Source organism: Exiguobacterium sp. s133 (genome assembly GCF_018618595.1).
Taxonomy (GTDB): Bacteria; Bacillota; Bacilli; order Exiguobacteriales; family Exiguobacteriaceae; genus Exiguobacterium_A; species Exiguobacterium_A oxidotolerans.
The window spans coordinates 1-17,589 of the sequence record NZ_JACSMK010000002.1 but is presented as its reverse complement, the minus strand read 5'-3'; the positions used below and the strand labels follow the sequence as shown (position 1 = coordinate 17,589).

Below are 17,589 nucleotides of genomic sequence, written 5' to 3'. Positions count from 1 at the left end.
CCTTTAATCGTACATGAAGCGACGGCGGAGCCGTAAAGCATCGAAATGAGCGACGACTTCTGGTGCGACATGTTTCCCGATACGTGCCATTAAACAATTAGCCGGATGCGATGCAATCTCTGGATCATCGGTTGGGAAAAAGACGAGTCCTCCGTGGTTCATCATCTTTTCCATGATTTTTCGATAGTCCCAAACAGATAGTCCACTGCCTTTTAAATCCCAATGCCAGTAATACTCAGTCGTCAAGATTAAGTAGTTTTCCATGGCCGGATCGAGCATCGATACCTCGAGAAGCTTTTTACCAATCTGTTGACCGCGAAAACGAGCAGACACTTCAATCGCACCTAACTCTAAAATATATGGATTATTTCCTTCGCTCCATGTCTCATAGGGATCAGGGTAAAGGAATGTGACATAGCCGATGATTTCTTTATTTTGCCTAGCGATAATGATCCGTCCTTCATCTAAATCCGCGATTTCAAGGAGCGCTTGATGCTGCTCTTTCGGTTGCCTGAAGGCAGTTAAACCGTCATCGAGGAGGTAAGTGGCGAGTTGTTTACTCGCGACAGGTCCTTCGATTTCAACTGGACCGAGCGATGTTTCATGAGTACGATGATTGAATTGTTTTTCAAACATGTAAGCGTCACCACCTTTCTCTTTATTATAGCCGAAGCGAGTTGCGGAAAGAGAGGGATTTTTTAACAAATTAACGGCAATCGATTGAACTACACCATAACTAGCTTATAATGGAGAAGAGTATAGAGAAGGGGAGGAACGAGAGATGAAAGTTTTGAAAGCGCTTCCGGGTAAGCATTGGTTATCCGACTATAATGAATCGGCGTCATACGATTGGCAAGAAGCGGAACAATATTTTTCATGGGCAACGACGGGGAAAGTCAATATGGCCCATGAAGCAATTGACCGTCATGCTGAAGGTGAACGAGCGAATAAAAAAGCTCTGATTTACTTTGATGGAACGACGGAGCAAACTTTTACGTATGCTGACATGAAACGTTTGACGAACAAAGCGGCAAACGTTTTGACGGATGCTGGAATCAAAGCAGGAGACCGAATTTTTATCTTCATGCCACGTTCGCCAGAACTTTATTTTGCGTTGCTCGGTGCCTTGAAAGTCGGAGCAATCGTCGGTCCGTTGTTTGAAGCCTTCATGGAACAAGCTGTACGCGACCGCTTGCTTGATTCTGAAGCAAAGATGTTGATTACGACGAAAGCATTATTACCACGTGTTCCGCTTGAAGAGTTATCGACACTCGAATCCGTCTTTTTAGTCGATGAAGACATCGAGACGACAGATCGGCTACTGGACTTCCGGGCAGCGTTCGAGTCCGCGTCAGATGTGTACGAACCGGTTTGGCTCGACCGGGAAGACGGTCTCATCTTACATTATACGTCTGGGTCGACGGGAAAACCAAAAGGGGTCTTACACGCTCAAAATGCGATGATTCAACACATGATGACCGGACGTTGGGTTCTTGACCTTCAGGAAGATGATATCTATTGGTGTACAGCAGATCCGGGCTGGGTGACGGGGACGAGTTATGGGATTTTTGCCCCGTTCTTAAATGGTGCGACGAATGTCATCGTCGGTGGTCGGTTCAATCCGGAGTTTTGGTACAGTGTCATTGAAAAATACAAGGTAACGGTTTGGTATAGTGCACCGACCGCATTCCGGATGCTGATGGGTGCCGGCGCAGACGTCGCACAAACACATGACTTGTCGAGCTTACGGCACGTGTTATCCGTCGGAGAACCGCTCAACCCAGAAGTCGTTCGTTGGGGAAAAGAAGCATTCGACCAACGCATCCATGATACGTGGTGGATGACGGAAACAGGGGCAATGATGATTTGCAACTATAAATCGATGGACATCAAACCAGGGTCGATGGGGAAACCGATTCCTGGGACAGAAGCTGCAATCATCGATGATCAAGGGAATGAGTTACCTCCGTTTAGAATGGGCAATTTAGCTTTGAAAACACCGTGGCCATCCATGATGCGGCAAATCTGGAATAATCCACAAAAGTATGAATCATACTTCTTCAAAGGATGGTACGTTTCAGGAGATTCTGCATATATGGATGATGAAGGATACTTCTGGTTCCAAGGACGCGTCGATGATGTCATCATGACGGCAGGAGAACGGGTGGGACCGTTCGAAGTTGAAAGTCGTCTTGTCGAGCACCCGGCAGTTGCAGAAGCCGGTGTCATCGGGAAACCGGATCCAGTACGTGGTGAAATCATCAAAGCCTTCATTTCGTTACGAGACGGCTATGAACCGACTGAAGAATTGAAACAAGAAATTCAGGCGTTCGTCAAAGAAGGGCTTGCAGCACATGCGACGCCACGTGAGATTGACTTCCGAGACAAGCTTCCGAAAACCCGGAGCGGTAAAATCATGCGCCGCGTCTTGAAGGCGTGGGAACTAAATCTTGAAGCGGGTGACCTCTCGACGATGGAAGAATGATGTCAGAGTAAGTGACGTATAGGATTGACTGTTCTTGAACTACCAACGATGCTTCGTTGGTAGTTTTTTAATATGAACAAAAAAACGAAGTTCACTGTTACGTGAACTTCGTTTTTTTGAATGGCTTCATTCAGTTTTTTTGTCGTCTTCTTTTGCTTTCTTTTCAGCATCAGCCTTCGCCTCTGCTTCTTTCTTCTTAGCCTCCGCATCGGCTTTCGCCTTGTCGTCAGCCGCTTTTTTCTTAGCCTCTGCATCAGCTTTCGCTTTGGCATCGGCCGCTTTTTTCGCGTCCGCATCGGCTGCTTTATCTTCAGCAGCTTTCTTTTCAGCGTCAGCTTTTGCTTGCGCTTCAGCGTCGTCTTTCTTCTTCGCGTCTGCTTCTTTTTCTTTTGCCTCGGCCTCTTTTTTCTTTTCTTCAGCGGCTTTTTTCTTCGCTTCCGCTTCTTTTTTCTTTTTATCTTCTTCTTTGAATGAACCTGAGTTCTTGAAGTCATCTGCGTCTACTGAAGCCGGTTGATTGAAGCGTGCACCTGACTTGAAGTAACTGTTGTTCGCAGCATACGTTGCATTTGCCATCTGTGCCCACAGGTTCTGGGTACGTTGGTAATATGTCGTTGCACCCATCAATGAGTTGTTTTGATCATGCCCCGTCCAAACCGCCAGTGTAACCCCTGGTGTTGAAGCAACGAGGTAAGAGTCCTTAATTTCGTTCGTCGTTCCGGTCTTACCGGCCCAATCGCCAGGTACTTTTAATAACGAGTTCGCATAACGAGCTGTTCCGTTATCAAAGACACCACGCATCATATCAAGCGTTAAATAAGCCGTACGCTCTTCGTAGATTTTTTCTTTTTTCGATTTAGCTTTATAGATGCTTTTCCCGTCTTTCGTAATCTTCGAGATGATATACGGTTCGACGTATTCACCGTAGTTCGCGAGCATCGCATAAGCACCAGCAAGCTCAACCGGTGTGATTTCCATCGTTCCAAGAGCAGCAGATGGTGCGTACCGGATGCTGTCAGGAACTTTAATACCCATGTCGACTAGTTTTTGAATCGAGTTCGACATATTCATTTTTTCGTAAATCTTCACGGCTGGAACGTTGAGTGAAAGTTCCAATGCCTCACGGACCGTCACATTACCTCGGTAACGCCCGCCTTCATTGTTGATTGGGTTGTCACCTGGTTGACGTGGAACCGTTTGATAATAATACTTTTCATCATTAACGGTCGAAGCCGGTGTAATCAAGCCGTTTTCGATACCGTTCGAATAAACAAGAATTGGTTTGGCTGTCGAACCGATTTGACGTTTTGCCTGGAACGCGCGGTTGAAATCATCCGCCGTTCCATCCGTGTAACGTCCACCGACGAAGCCTAAGATACGACCTGTCTCATTTTGAATCATGACAGCAGCTGTTTCTTCTGGATCTTTTTTCGAGACCGTTTTTTTCGTTTTTGGATCAACGACTTGCGTGTATTGTGGAGAAGCAGGGAAGTTGGCAGCATTTTTAGCTGGTGCCTGCATCGCCTCGTGAATTTTCTTATCAAGTGTCAAGTGAATCTTGTATCCGCCTTGACGCATGGCAACTAAAGCCTGTTCCTGATAGTTCGCTTTGACTTCTGCGAGTTCGGATGGTTTTACTTCATCTTCTTTGACGCCATCCTTTTTCATGAAATAGCTCGTCATGATTTTCAAGGCTTCTTTTTCAGCAAGATCGTAAACGTACGGGTACGTATCACGCGAACGTGTTGACGTTTTGGCGAAGTCTTTTGTGATATCGTATTTGACGGCTTTTTCATATTGCTTTTTCGTAATGTTTTTTGCGACATACATCCGTTTTAGAACAGTTTTCATCCGGTTCGTACTTGCTGTCAAATCTTCTTTGACGACACCACCTTGAAGGTAGGGTGTGTAATAATACGGGTTTTTCGGAATGCCTGCTAAGAAGGCTGCTTGTGGTAATGTCAGTTTTTTCGCGGATTTATTGAAGACACCACGAGAGGCGGCTTCGATTCCGGCAATATTTCGTCCGAGAGAGTTTCGACCGAATGAGACAACGTTTAAATAGGCTTGTAGAATTTCATCCTTCGTCATCGCATTTTCGAGACGAAGTGCTAAGATGATTTCTTTTGCTTTCCGTTCGAATGAAACTTCATTCGTTAAAATTTGGTTTTTAATCAATTGTTGTGTCAACGTACTGCCACCCGTCCGAGAAGACGAGTTCGTTAACTCCTGTAAGACTGCCCGGAGTGTTGCTTTCGGTACGACGCCATCATGTTCATAAAAATCGACATCTTCCGTCGAAAGAACAGCGTCTAGCAGGTAAGGTGAAATTTCTTTGATGTTGACCGGTTGACGTTCTTCATCTGTTGAAATGTTCGTCAACTTTTCGCCACTGCCCCAGTAAATTTCACTCGTAATGGCATAACTATTAACTTGTTGCTTCATTTCCGTTAATTCTGGTGCTTTTGTATCTTTGACGAGCGAAGCGAAATAGCCGCCTGCTGCACCGACAGAAAAACTCCCAATCAGTAGAACAGCAATGATGAGGAATAAAATGATATTCCAAGATACGTCATATGTGATATTCGACCAGTGCCGAACGGCTTTCGTTCGGGGATGATTCCAAAACTTGGACCAGTTCTCGCGCATAAATGATCTCCTTTACATCTTAAACTTGGGTGTAAATTAACATTAAATCACAGATAGACGTATTATACCACAACTGAAACGTGACAATGTCTCTTGACAGTCGATTCTACTTCGACGTATCATGAAAACATCTTATGAAAAATATACGAAAAAAATCAGCTGTGATTGGAATTAGTAATGGAACGCTCCCTGTATCAGAGACCTAGTGGTGCTGCGAACTAGGACATAGCGTGTTCATGAATTACGTCTCCAGGAGCTTCTTGAGAAATCAGGCGGACCGTCCCGTTATCGACGATCTAAGTGGCATGTGTTGCATGCAATTAGGGTGGTACCACGGAATATTCCGTCCCTTCGTTCAGTCGGAGGGGCGGTTTTTTTATACAATTTTTTTAGGAGGAAAACAGATGACGTTACTTGAGGATTTAGAGTTTCGCGGCCTAATCAGCCAAATGACAGATGAAGAAGGTATTAAAGAACTCCTGGCAAGTCCGACAACACTGTACACGGGATTCGACCCGACAGCAGATTCATTGCATATCGGACACCTGTTACCAATTCTCGTTCTACGCCGTTTCCAAGAAGCGGGGCACCACGTGGTCGGTCTCGTCGGTGGCGCAACCGGGATGATTGGAGATCCAAGTGGGCGGTCGACAGAACGATCACTGAACACGTCGGATATCGTCGAAGAATTTGCGAACCGCATCAAAGGGCAATTATCACGCTTTTTACCGCTGGATGGCGAAAACCCTGTGACGATTGCGAACAACCTGGATTGGACAAAAGATTTAACGATCATCGATTTCTTACGCGATATCGGAAAACACTTCCCAATCAGCTACATGCTAGCGAAAGACTCTGTTGATTCACGCCTTCAGAACGGGATTTCTTTCACAGAGTTTTCGTACATGCTATTACAATCATTTGATTTCTTAAAGCTATATGAAAACGAAGGGTGCCGACTCCAGGTCGGCGGAAGTGATCAGTGGGGAAACATTACAGCAGGGATGGAACTGATCCGACGCGTTGGTCATGAAGAGAAAGCATTCGGCATCACTGTACCACTCGTCACGAAATCAGACGGGCAAAAATTCGGGAAAACAGCAGGCGGGGCAGTATGGCTCGATGCCGAAAAAACGACACCGTACGAGTTTTACCAGTTTTGGTTCAACGTCGATGACCTTGATGTCGTCAAATTCCTGAAATACTTTACGTTCTTGACACACGAAGAACTGGAAGGATTGCAAGCGGAAGTGGAAACGGCACCTGAAAAACGGATTGCCCAGCGCCGCCTGGCAGAAGAGATGACGAAACTCGTTCATGGCAGCGACGCACTTGAACAGGCAGAACGAATCACGAAAGCACTCTTTAGTGGCGACATCAAATCGTTAAAGGCAGATGATATCGCAGATGCCTTTAAAGGGATGCCGCGCTTTACGCTTGGTGAAGCAACGAATCTCGTCGACGTACTCGTCGAAGCGAAAATCAGTCCTTCGAAGCGTCAAGCGCGAGAAGACGTGACGAATGGCGCAATCTACATCAATGGAGACCGTGAACAAGAGTTGACGAAAGAGATCACGAAGCAAGATGCGATTGGTGACTTCACGATCATCCGTCGTGGGAAAAAGAAATACTTCGTACTTGAACATGCGTAAGTGATATAACAAAAAAGAACGCTGACGAATGCTCGTCAGCGTTCTTTTTGCTTAGGCTGTTCTAAAAATACGGAGTGGTAATAAACGAACGGCGATCGTCGTGGCAAGTAACGCTTTTAGCGTATCACCGATGATGAACGGGACATTAATGACGAGGGCATCCATGAATGATAAATGTAGGACGAGCATTAAACCGAATGTTCCGAGTAAGTAAACGAGACCGAGTCCGAAAACGACCATTCCAAAAAACAATGGGATGAAGCGAGTCGTTCGTTCGGCGACATAGCCGATGAAGAAGCCGGCAATCGGGAAGGCGACTAAGTACCCTACGGTCGGTCCGACGAACGGCGCAAGACCACCTTTGCCTCCGAGAAGTGGTAATCCGGCAGCAGCGAGCAGCAAAAAAATCAAGACGGCAAGCCCGCCGCGCTTCGCACCGAGAATGGCACTGACCGTCATGATGGCGAGCATCTGGAGTGTGATCGGTACAGGTCCGACGAGTTGAAGTTGTGGTAGTAAACTAATGGCTGAGATGATTGCAGCACCGAGTGCAGTAAATGTAAGATCTTTTGTTTTCATGATGGATGAGGGCCTCTTTTCTTTTTGTGTTAACCAATATAAATAAAAGGTTAACACAAAAAGAAAATGATGCAACTACTATTTTTAAAAAATGTTAAAAGGACACAAAAAAAGCACCCACCGAAGTGAGTGCTAAAAACAACTGATTAACGTGAGTAGTACTCAACGACGAGTTGTTCTTGGATTTGATCGTTCAATTCAGAACGCTCTGGAAGACGGACGAACGTTCCTTCGAGCTTCTCAGCATCAAAAGTAACGAAGTCTTTAGTTGCTGGTGCAACTTCGAGTGCTTCTTTGATAACGACAAAGTTCTTCGATTTTTCGCGAACTGAGATCGTTTGACCTGGTTTCACGCGGAATGAAGGAATGTCGACGCGAGCGCCTTCAACTTGGATGTGACCGTGGTTGACGAGCTGACGAGCAGCACGACGTGTACGAGCCATACCCATACGGTAAACGACGTTGTCAAGACGTGCTTCAAGTAAGAACATGAAGTTCTCACCGTGGATACCAGGCATTTTGCCAGCATCGTTGAAGATACGGTTGAATTGGCGTTCGTTTACTCCGTACATGTGACGAAGCGTTTGCTTCGCTTGAAGTTGAAGACCGTACTCAGACATTTTGCGACGGCTGTTACCGTGTTGTCCTGGAGCGTACGGACGTTTTGCGATTTCTTTTCCTGTTTCAGTAAGAGAGATACCGAGACGACGTGAAAGTTTCCAAGCTGGACCTGTATAGCGAGCCATAATAAGACTCCTCCTTAGTGTTCGTTATTATTTGCATAAAAATAATAACGCCATCAAACCCACGTTACGCCCATTTCATGGTGTAGCACCCTCGCTTGATAGCAAAGTTACACGATGCCCCTCCGGCAAAGCCGAGTCATGAAATGTGATACGCAAGCGATTTGACCGCTATCGTTATCATTTCTGCACTTTTACAAGTATACGTCTGCTTATTCCTGCTGTCAATCAAATATGACGAAGAAGAATTTCGCTAAAGGCTTCAAGGCCGGCTTGATCGGTTTCGTCAAAACGATTCAGTTCAGGACTGTCGATATCGAGGACACCAATCGTTTTTCCATCTTTAATTAATGGAATGACGATTTCGGAATTCGTTGCCGCATCACACGCGATATGTCCTGGGAAAGCATGGACATCCATGACGAGTTGTGTCGTTTGATCTTCTGCCGCTGTACCACAGACACCACGACCGAATGGAATCCGGACACAAGCAGGTAAGCCTTGGAATGGTCCGAGAACGAGTTGATTTTGTTCTGCGTCCGTTAAATAGAAGCCGACCCAGTTCGTTCGATCGAGAAATTGACCAAGTAACGCACTCGCATTTGAAAGATTGGCAATTTGATTCGTTTCTCCAGTCAGTAAAGCATTAAGTTGCTTATTCAGCATGTCATATTGTTTTGTTCGGTCACCATCATACGTCGTTGTCTCAAACATCATTAAGATTCCTCCTGAAAAATCATATTTAATCTATCTTACCCGAGTTTTAAAGATGCTGACAAACAATTGATTTCTCGGCGAGACGCTGTAATCTGTCGAAGAAATCAGGAAAAGCCTTAGTAAATCTATGCAAATCGGTTGCGCTATACTATTATAAGGATAAGATAAAAAGCGAAATTGTTGAAAAATGGAATCGCTTGATAGGGTGGAGGTCGTGACAAATGTGGGCATGGGTGATTGGTGTCATCGTCATCGTATTACTCGTCATGTTATTTAGCATGATTAGTCGAAAAAAATATTATACAAAAATTGACGAGCTAGATATGCGCAAACAGGGGATTATTAGCGCATCAATTCCGAAGGAGCTACAAGAATTAAAGCAGCTTCCGATGGCGGGCGAGACGGAGACGAAATTCACTTCCTGGCATCAGGCTTGGGAGGAACTGTTGACAGTCCACGTCGCGCAAATCGATGAAACATTGTATCGAGCGGAAGAAGGGCTCGATAAATATCATTTCCTTGCCGTCAAGAATGATTTAGAAGTAACGGAACAATTAATCGGTGAGCTTGAAGGGTTAATCGATGAGATGCTGCGTGAGATGGAGACGTTTAAAAATAATCAATCTGCATTGACTTCATTGAAAGCGCAAGGTGAGACAGATTCAGGTCAAGTCCGTAAATCGTTGCTCCTACAAGCGACGTCGTTTGGTCCGGCATTAGCGAAACTTGAAGAACGCAGTGAAGAAATCGATCAGTTGCGTACAGAAATGTCTGCTTTTGAGGAAGCAGGTGAAGTGACGAAAGCGTATGAAACAAGCCTTCAGCTTGAAGAACGAGTCGCACAGACGCGTCAATTAGTCGAAGTGATTCCGAATCATTGGAAAGTCCTGGCACATGAGTTACGTCAACGAATCGACCAATTGAGCGCCGGATATAATGAAATGACGCTGGATGGCTATCCGCTTGAGCCGCTTGGCATGCAGTCGGATATTAAACGATTTGAGGAAACACGCCTCAACCTAGTTAAAAAACTTGAATTTCTAGAAATGGACGATTTAGAAGAACGCGTCCAGCAACTTTCGGCTGATGTCGACCAAATGTACGATACGTTCCGTCGTGAAGTCGACGCGCGTCATCATGTGAAAAAAGAAAATCAAGTCTTGAAACAAAAAGCACTGCGGATGCGTGAAAAAGTCCACCAATTGGCGCAAGAATTTAGTTCGCTCCGTGAACAGTATGAGATTTCAGCTGACTTAGGAGAGCATTACGAGTCGATTCAGCGCGATGAAGAGATGTTGTTTGGGGCAGCGAAGGATTTAGACGAATCCATCGCTAGCCGAATCATTCCGTTCAGCATGTTAGAAGATCAGATGCGTGATGCCATTCGGCTGGAAGAACAATTAACGATTCAATACGAACGGTTCAGTATCGAACTCCAAGCACTACGCAAAGAAGAGCTGGAAGTACGCGAACGCATCAATGAATGGCGTCATGCATTCTCTAGTGCCCGGTTACGATTGAAACGGCTCGGGTTACCGAAGATGCCGCAAGATGTCGAAGAAGCGCTTCAAACAGCGAGTCGTTCGTTACAGACGCTCGAGGCACGTTTTGAGGAGATTCCGTTTAATGTCGGTTACATCGTTTCGCAAAGCGAAGATGTCAAGTTGACGTTTAAACAATTGCAAGAACGGATAGATACATTAGTGTTCGAAGTCACTTATGCAGAACGACTTGTCCAGTACGCGAATCGTTTCCGTCGCAATGATAATGAGATACATATGTCGTTGACGATTGCTGAGACGAAGTTCCTCGCTGGCGATTACGAACGTGCGATTTTACTAGGGGAACGTGTCCTCGAACAATTTGATCCACAATCAATTGAACGAATCAAACAAGCATGTGCCAAGCAAGAAACGATTCATATGTAATCATCACTGACAACTCAGGGTGGCCGCCGCGGTCACCCTGTTTTCGTAAAAAAAAGGAGCGATTAAGATGGGAATACTTTATGTAAACGGAATCATTCGAACGATGGCGCATGAACATGATGTTCATCCGGCGATGTTTATCGAAGCAGGTCGGATTATAGCCATGGGGGATGAGGGGAAGTTACGGCGACGTTTCGGTAAACGCGTCGATTCGATTGAGAATCTGAATGGCAAAGCCGTCTATCCTGCCTTTACCGATGCGCACATCCACCTCATTGGATATGGCGAAGCGATAGGTCGTGTCGATGCTTCGCGTTACATGACGCTAGAAGAACTCGGACAGGCCTTTTTAAAAGCGGAAGCGATCAATGGAATTCATGTGGCAGAAGGCTACGACGAGACCAAGCTAGATCAAGCGCCAACAAAAACTTGGTTGAATCAACTGTTCCCGACAGAACCAGCTTTACTAAAGCGGACGGATCGGCATACGGTACTCGTCAATGACGTATTGTTTGAACAATTGGGATATAAAGCATCAACGGTCATCGAGGGTGGGAAAATCGGTTTGCTCGATTCAGGGGAAGCAGATGGTTTTCTTTATGATGCAGCAATGGAACCGCTCTATGCGTTGCAAGCAGGATCGACGGAACGAAACAAATCATCGTTGCGCGCGGCAATCAAAGACTTATATCGTCATGGGATCGTGGCGGCACATACAGAGGATTTATCTTATCACGGTGCATTAAACGAAGTCTTATCAGCTTATAAAGAAGTGACGGAAGAAACGGGTTTTCATGCCCATCTTCTCGTGCATCATCTCGTCCTTGATGAATTCATTCAAGCAAACCCTGTTCTCCCTGACACGCTCTCAATTGGAGCGATGAAATTATTTGTCGATGGTGCGCTCGGTGGAAGAACGGCATTATTGCATCGTGGCTATTCGGACGACCCGACGACGCGTGGCATTGAAGTTCACTCGCAGGACCAACTTGAACAACTCGTGAAACGAGCACGAAGCTACGGTTTCACTGTCGCGGCGCACGTCATCGGAGATCTTGCAATCGAACGTTTCGTGGATGTGCTTGAAAAGTATCCGGCTCCGAAAGGGACGCGCGATCGTATTATTCACGCAACGGTCGTACGACCTGAATTATTGGCACGGATTCGGAAGTTGCCTGTCTTAATTGATGTGCAACCGGTCTTCTTGTTAGATGATGCTGATTTTGCTGAAGCACGTCTCGGTTTGAAGCGTCTCGACTCGGCCTATCGCTTGAAGTCGCTAGCGGGCACAGGAGCCTTAATGTGTGGCGGCTCTGACGCGCCGATTTCAAGTCCCGATGTTCGCCGAGCGCTCTATGCAGCGACCGTGGGGAAAGCAGGGCGGATTAATAAATCGAACGAAGTTCTTTCAATGTACGAAGCATTGTTATTATTCACAAAAAATCCACATGTCGCAACAGAGACACATGGACGAAAAGGAATGTTATTGCCTGGATATAATGCAGACTTCGTCATCTTCGAAGAAGATTTTTATCGTCTTGCAGATGAACAGATTCTTACGAATCGACTAGTCGAAACGGTACAACAAGGAAAAACGGTCTATCGCCAGGAAGCATCTTTGACAACGACTTAAGAGGTTGCGTTCGTTCCGTAAATCCTCAAAAGGGGATGACTCATAGTCAGATGAACACCACCCTTTGTGACGGACGCGCTTCCTTTCCCCTCGGAGTCGAGGATGAACGTTTCCGTCCTCTATCAATCAAATGACCGATGATCCGCTTTTCGCGGTTTAAAGCGATTCAAGACGTTCTTTTCTGTACGTTCCTTAGGTGATAAAAAAACTTCCTTGTCCTTGGTGGACAGGGAAGTTTTTGTTTGTTTTATAAGAATGACCGTTGGATTTTGTGCCAAAATGTATTGTTCGTTAATTTGACGGTTTTTAATTCTTTATCGGACAATTGGATGTCGACGGAGTCCGTTCGTTTTAAGCTTAACGCTTCATTGTCCATCCCGATGATCGGATAGTCGTTTCCGTCTTCGATGATGCGAAGCGATAATTTACGACCGCGGTTCAAGAGGAAAGCCGATCCGAGCGTCCGGTAGCGGTTATTGTTGACGGATGCGATTTCGCTGACTTGGAGGCAGTGAATCAATGGATCGACGATTGCACCAGACAAGGACTTGTTATAAGCGGTCGATCCGGTCGGCGTCGAAATGACCATACCATCGCCACGGAACGTTTCAAATAAGAATCCATCAATGTAGACTTCAATTGCGAGTGATTTAATGATGCTCGATTTAACGGAACATTCATTGAGGCAAAGCATACCTGGCCCGCCATTGATCGATGCTTCAAGCAATGGATAACGTCGGACTTCAATTTCGCCATTCGAGACGCGATCGCCTGTTTCTTTGAAAATGGCTTCGACGGAGGACAGGTCATTAATGTCGAAGTCACAGTAAAAGGAATTTGGACCTTCTGCGAAACCGACATAGATGGCATCGTCACGGAAGCCTGTAAAGCGAGCTGCTTGAAGAAACGCGCCGTCACCACCGATTGAAACGATGATATTTGCTTGTTTATGATCCTGGACGACATTCAATCCGTATCGCTTGCCGACTTCAACTAATTTACGTACCTGCGTCTCGTGTCTTTGTTTATTTCGGTAATACAGGTAGACATTGTTTCGAGCCATGGTCAATTCCCCCTTGAAAGCGTTTCATGTACTCTTTCATTATAACTGTTTTTTCAGAAATCGGGAACCGATAGCTAGGAAGTTCGTCAGAAAGCTTGCGTTATAAGGCGAACATTCCTATAGTAAGATTGGAAATGCATTTGAAAGACAACATGGGGAAATGGGGAATACACATGGCAACGTTTAAAGGAAATGATATTACATTACTTGGTACACAAGTTGAAGTCGGACAACAAGCACCAGACTTCGAGGTACTCGCTAACGATCTTTCGCCGGTTTCGCGCGATACATACAAAGGAATTCGTATGATTAGCGTCGTTCCATCGATCGATACGGGCGTCTGTGACGCTCAAACACGTAAGTTCAATGAAGAAGCAGCACAAATCGATGGCGTGACAGTGTTGACAATCTCAAACGACCTTCCGTTCGCACAACGTCGCTGGTGTGCCGCAAGCGGGCTTGATAATGTCGTAACATTATCGGATCACCGTGATTTATCGTTTGGGCATAGCTATGGCGTCGCGATTGAAGAACTTCGTTTGCTAGCTCGTTCGGTATTCGTTATTGATTCAGCAAATCAAGTCGTCTATGTCGAATATATGCCAGAATCGACAGACGAAGTGAATTTTGATGCGGCGATCGCCGCAGCAAAAGCTGCGAAGTAAGAATAGTTTACAAACGACGTAAAACAGATACAATGGATGTAATGAGAAGAACGGCTCCCAGGAAATATGGGGGGCCGTTTCGTTTTGAAAGGATGAACTGACGATGGAAGCATTAGAAAAATTATATAAGGAACTAACGCAACAAACGAGAAAATTAGAACGCGACCTTGATATGCCCTATTTAGAGGCGCTGACGGAGGTCATTGATCGCTTAAATGACCGCCATACTGAAAAAGTCGATCCAGAAGTCATTCGGAAATCTGTTTCGCTTGCTGTTCTCGAAGGAATGAAACAGGCACAACCGAATCATTTGCCGACACCGGACAGCGTTGCATTGTTTGCAGGTTATTTAATCGGGAAACTAATCAAGAAGGACGACGCTCGGTTACTTGATCTTGGTAGTGGAACAGGTGGGATGCTTCATGCCGTCATGAGTCAACTTCCGACGGGGACGGCAGCAGAAGCAGTCGAAGTCGATGAAACGTTAGTCCGGTTATCGGCTTCAATCACGGAATTACTCAATTATCCCGTCACTTACACGCATCAAGATGCACTCCGTCCTCTATTGTTAGATCCGGTCGATCTCGCGATGGCAGACTTGCCGATTGGTTACTATCCGGACGAAGAAGTATCAAAAGAGTATGTGTTAAAACGAGAAGAAGGAATGAGTTACAGCCACTTTCTTTTGATTGAACAGGCGATGAATTATGTTAAACCAGGCGGATTCGGTGTCTTTGTCATCCCGAATGGCTTATTTGAGCACGATACGGAAGGGAAATTGAAGCAGTATTTTGAGACGAAGGCACATGTCGTCGGCATCTTGCAACTGCCATTAACCATGTTCAAGCAAGAACAGGCAGCAAAAAGTTATTTAATCGTCCGAAATCACCTAGCGGGAATGACGATGCCAAAACAAGCATTACTTGCTGAACTCCCGTCATTCACCGATGCACGTGCATTTGGTGGAATGGTGAAACAGATTGATGAATGGATTAATACAGAATTAAAATGAAAAGTGAAAAGTAATTGAATTCTATTGTTAATTTGACTATCCTAATGTAAGACAGAAAAAATAGAACACCCACACAGATGTGAATGTCTACTGATTTTGAATGGAAAAGGGGAAAATAGATCATGGCAAAAATTATGGCGGTAAATGCTGGTAGTTCGTCGCTTAAGTTCCAACTACTTGAGATGCCGAGTGAAACGTTAGTAGCAATCGGTTTAGTAGAGCGTGTCGGGAAAGACGATGCAATCTTTACAATTAAATATGGTGAAGGACAAAAGTATACAGACGTCCTTCCGCTTGCAACACATAAAGAAGCAGTAGAACTCTCACTTGAAAAGTTGATGGAGTTTGGCATCATTTCTTCTTACGATGAAATCAAAGGTGTTGGACACCGTGTACTTCATGGTAAAGAAAAGTATGCGGATTCTGTCGTGATTACGGAAGATGTCATTAAAGATATCGATTCCTATACAGAGCTCGGTCCACTCCACATCCCACCAAACTTGATTGGGATTCGTGCGTTCCAAGCAATCTTGCCGGAAGTCGAGCAAGTGGCTGTCTTCGATACGGCCTTCCACCAAACGATGCCAGAAGAAAACTTCCTTTACAGCCTTCCGTACGAATACTATACGGAATACGGCATTCGGAAATATGGCTTCCACGGTACGAGCCACAAATATGTTACGGAACGTGCATCTGAGTTGCTCGGACGTCCGCTTAAAGACCTTCGTTTGATTTCTTGTCACCTCGGTAGTGGGGCATCGATTGCAGCAGTTGCTGGCGGTGAGTCACTCGATACGACGATGGGCTTCACGCCACTTGAAGGAATTACGATGGGAACACGTTCTGGTTCGCTTGACCCGGCCTTGATTCCGTTCCTGATGGAGAAAACAGGGAAGTCGGCAGAAGATGTCTTGAACGTCATGAACAAAGAATCAGGAATCTACGGATTATCTGGTCTTTCAAGTGACTTACGTGATGTTGAATCAGCAGCAACGGAAGGAAACCATCGTTCTGAAATGGCACTTCGTATTTTCGCGAACCGGATTCATGGATACATCGGACAATATGCTGCAGAGATGAACGGCGTCGATGCCATCATCTTCACGGCAGGTGTCGGTGAAAACTCTGACTCGATTCGTGAGCGTGTTCTCCGTGGACTCGAGTTCATGGGCGTCTACTGGGATCCATCGCTTAACAACGGAGCGCGCGGAGAAGAACTCTTCATCAACTACCCGCACTCACCAGTCAAAGTCATCATCATTCCAACGAATGAAGAATTGATGATCGCACGTGACACAGTTCGTGTCGGTGGATTGATTGAACAAAATGCATAAGTACTAACATGCAGAAGGCCGGACGTCATGTCCGGTCTTCTGACTGTAGACAACGTGCTATCGGGAGATCAAGCGTCTTTTTTTGTTGCTTTCCTCGGGCGAGGCGCAAGCCGTTGCTCCTTGGATCCTAGCGGACAACGAGCAGGGTTTTGCCTGCCTCTGAACGTGCGTTAAACACGCACTTTTCCGTAGGAGTCAACGAAACGTGACGCTTTTTAGGGAATACCATGATGGAAATCCAGCATGCAGACACTTTAGAGCGCAATCCGCCTCGATATCGCATGTTCACGTTTCGTAAGAGTTTATCTACACGAAGGCCGGACATCATGTCCGGTCTCAGACTGTAGACAAACCCTCATTTCCGCTTGGAAATGAGGGTTTGTCTTATGTATGCGTAAAAAATATGACACTCCATTAGGATTCCGACTGGAATCCCATGACCAATTGGCCAATTTTTTGAGGTTCAGGGCAGCAAAAGTGAGCATGGCCTGCATCGTCACTTTTTTTAACCCGCGGTAGCGAGTCCAACGCATGCCATGCTTTTCTTTCGCGTCGGCAAAGACACGTTCGATTGTCTCTTTTCGTCGGGCATACAGCTGCCTATTAACCAGTGTGTGGCGAAGGTGCTCGACTTCGTCGATTGCATCTTGCCAGACATGCCGATGAATCACTTTCTGCATCGTCTGACTTTTCGTACACCGTTCTAGAAATGGACAAGTTTCACAGATTTTTGGATCTGATACGTACTCCCGTCTTCCTTCCCGTGTAGTTGTTCGGTAGATAAGCGGCTGATTATTTTCACAGAGATAGCAGTCGTAATACGCATCATAATAGAAGGCATTCGTTTTGAACATACCCTTCACCCCTTTGGGGCGGGTGTAGGGGAAGACTGGCAAAATACGCTGTCTGAGAAGTAAATGTGCGATGGGGGCGGTTTTATAGGCGGAGTCTGCGACGACTGCAAACGGGACGGTAAAACGGTGGATGATGAGTTCGAGCAAGGGCTTTAAAATGATACTATCGTGAATATTACCTGGTGTGACAATTGTCCCGAGGACAAAACCATTCCGATCACATGCTGTATGAAAGGAATAGGCGAATTGCTTTTCACGCTCCCCCTTCACGTAAT

General features: G+C 45.7%; 14 protein-coding genes and 1 other annotated feature. Of the genes, 7 read left to right on the top strand and 7 right to left on the bottom strand.

The window, feature by feature from the left end:
- Nucleotides 1-3 precede the first annotated feature (3 nt).
- Nucleotides 4-636 (bottom strand): GNAT family N-acetyltransferase, encoded by a 633-nt coding sequence (locus KNP96_RS02660; RefSeq protein WP_159173470.1) that lies wholly within the window; start codon nucleotides 634-636, stop codon nucleotides 4-6.
- A 145-nt stretch (nucleotides 637-781) separates the two neighbouring features.
- Here KNP96_RS02660 and acsA point away from each other — a divergent pair, with 145 nt between their 5' ends.
- Nucleotides 782-2,485 (top strand): acetate--CoA ligase, encoded by a 1,704-nt coding sequence (gene acsA / locus KNP96_RS02655; RefSeq protein ID WP_214766584.1) that lies wholly within the window; start codon nucleotides 782-784, stop codon nucleotides 2,483-2,485.
- Between the two features lie 126 nt (nucleotides 2,486-2,611).
- Here the strand turns inward: acsA and KNP96_RS02650 are convergent, their stop codons facing one another.
- A complete protein-coding gene (locus KNP96_RS02650; RefSeq protein ID WP_214766582.1) occupies nucleotides 2,612-5,134 on the bottom strand; it encodes a transglycosylase domain-containing protein in 2,523 nt (840 codons plus the stop codon).
- 152 nt (nucleotides 5,135-5,286) lie between these two features.
- Nucleotides 5,287-5,488 (top strand) — a binding site (T-box leader).
- 50 nt (nucleotides 5,489-5,538) lie between these two features.
- Between KNP96_RS02650 and tyrS the strand changes: the two genes are divergently transcribed.
- Nucleotides 5,539-6,786, top strand: a complete 1,248-nt coding sequence (gene tyrS / locus KNP96_RS02645; RefSeq protein ID WP_214768752.1) for a tyrosine--tRNA ligase — start codon at nucleotides 5,539-5,541, stop codon at nucleotides 6,784-6,786.
- Nucleotides 6,787-6,837: 51 nt separating this feature from the next.
- Here the strand turns inward: tyrS and KNP96_RS02640 are convergent, their stop codons facing one another.
- The 3 genes from KNP96_RS02640 to KNP96_RS02630 form a co-directional block, all read right to left on the bottom strand.
- Nucleotides 6,838-7,365, bottom strand: coding sequence for a biotin transporter BioY (locus KNP96_RS02640; protein WP_088837624.1), 528 nt, complete (start codon nucleotides 7,363-7,365; stop codon nucleotides 6,838-6,840).
- A 146-nt stretch (nucleotides 7,366-7,511) separates the two neighbouring features.
- Nucleotides 7,512-8,111, bottom strand: coding sequence for a 30S ribosomal protein S4 (gene rpsD / locus KNP96_RS02635; RefSeq protein ID WP_026827721.1), 600 nt, complete (start codon nucleotides 8,109-8,111; stop codon nucleotides 7,512-7,514).
- Between the two features lie 225 nt (nucleotides 8,112-8,336).
- Entirely contained in the window at nucleotides 8,337-8,822 is a 486-nt protein-coding gene (locus KNP96_RS02630) for a GAF domain-containing protein (RefSeq protein ID WP_214769053.1), read from the bottom strand.
- Nucleotides 8,823-9,046: 224 nt separating this feature from the next.
- Between KNP96_RS02630 and ezrA the strand changes: the two genes are divergently transcribed.
- Nucleotides 9,047-10,753, top strand: coding sequence for a septation ring formation regulator EzrA (gene ezrA / locus KNP96_RS02625; RefSeq protein ID WP_088837623.1), 1,707 nt, complete (start codon nucleotides 9,047-9,049; stop codon nucleotides 10,751-10,753).
- A 67-nt stretch (nucleotides 10,754-10,820) separates the two neighbouring features.
- The gene (locus KNP96_RS02620; RefSeq protein WP_214768750.1) at nucleotides 10,821-12,386 is read left to right on the top strand and encodes an amidohydrolase; all 1,566 of its coding nucleotides are present in this window, start codon (nucleotides 10,821-10,823) and stop codon (nucleotides 12,384-12,386) included.
- 247 nt (nucleotides 12,387-12,633) lie between these two features.
- Here KNP96_RS02620 and KNP96_RS02615 read toward each other — a convergent pair whose 3' ends face one another.
- A complete protein-coding gene (locus KNP96_RS02615; protein ID WP_029331162.1) occupies nucleotides 12,634-13,449 on the bottom strand; it encodes an NAD kinase in 816 nt (271 codons plus the stop codon).
- Between the two features lie 167 nt (nucleotides 13,450-13,616).
- Here KNP96_RS02615 and tpx point away from each other — a divergent pair, with 167 nt between their 5' ends.
- The 3 genes from tpx (at nucleotide 13,617) to KNP96_RS02600 (ending at nucleotide 16,460) form a co-directional block, all read left to right on the top strand.
- Nucleotides 13,617-14,114: a thiol peroxidase gene (gene tpx / locus KNP96_RS02610; protein ID WP_157898524.1), complete on the top strand. Its 498-nt coding sequence runs from the start codon at nucleotides 13,617-13,619 to the stop codon at nucleotides 14,112-14,114.
- A gap of 103 nt (nucleotides 14,115-14,217) precedes the next feature.
- Nucleotides 14,218-15,126 carry a class I SAM-dependent methyltransferase gene (locus KNP96_RS02605; RefSeq protein WP_214768748.1) on the top strand — a complete coding sequence of 303 codons (909 nt, stop codon included), beginning with the start codon at nucleotides 14,218-14,220 and terminating at the stop codon, nucleotides 15,124-15,126.
- Nucleotides 15,127-15,248: 122 nt separating this feature from the next.
- On the top strand, nucleotides 15,249-16,460 hold the full coding sequence (locus tag KNP96_RS02600; protein ID WP_088837619.1) for an acetate kinase: 1,212 nt from the start codon (nucleotides 15,249-15,251) through the stop codon (nucleotides 16,458-16,460).
- A gap of 302 nt (nucleotides 16,461-16,762) precedes the next feature.
- Here KNP96_RS02600 and KNP96_RS02595 read toward each other — a convergent pair.
- Nucleotides 16,763-17,589 (bottom strand): transposase (locus KNP96_RS02595; protein WP_214768747.1); only part of this gene is annotated, 827 nt, incomplete at its 5' end.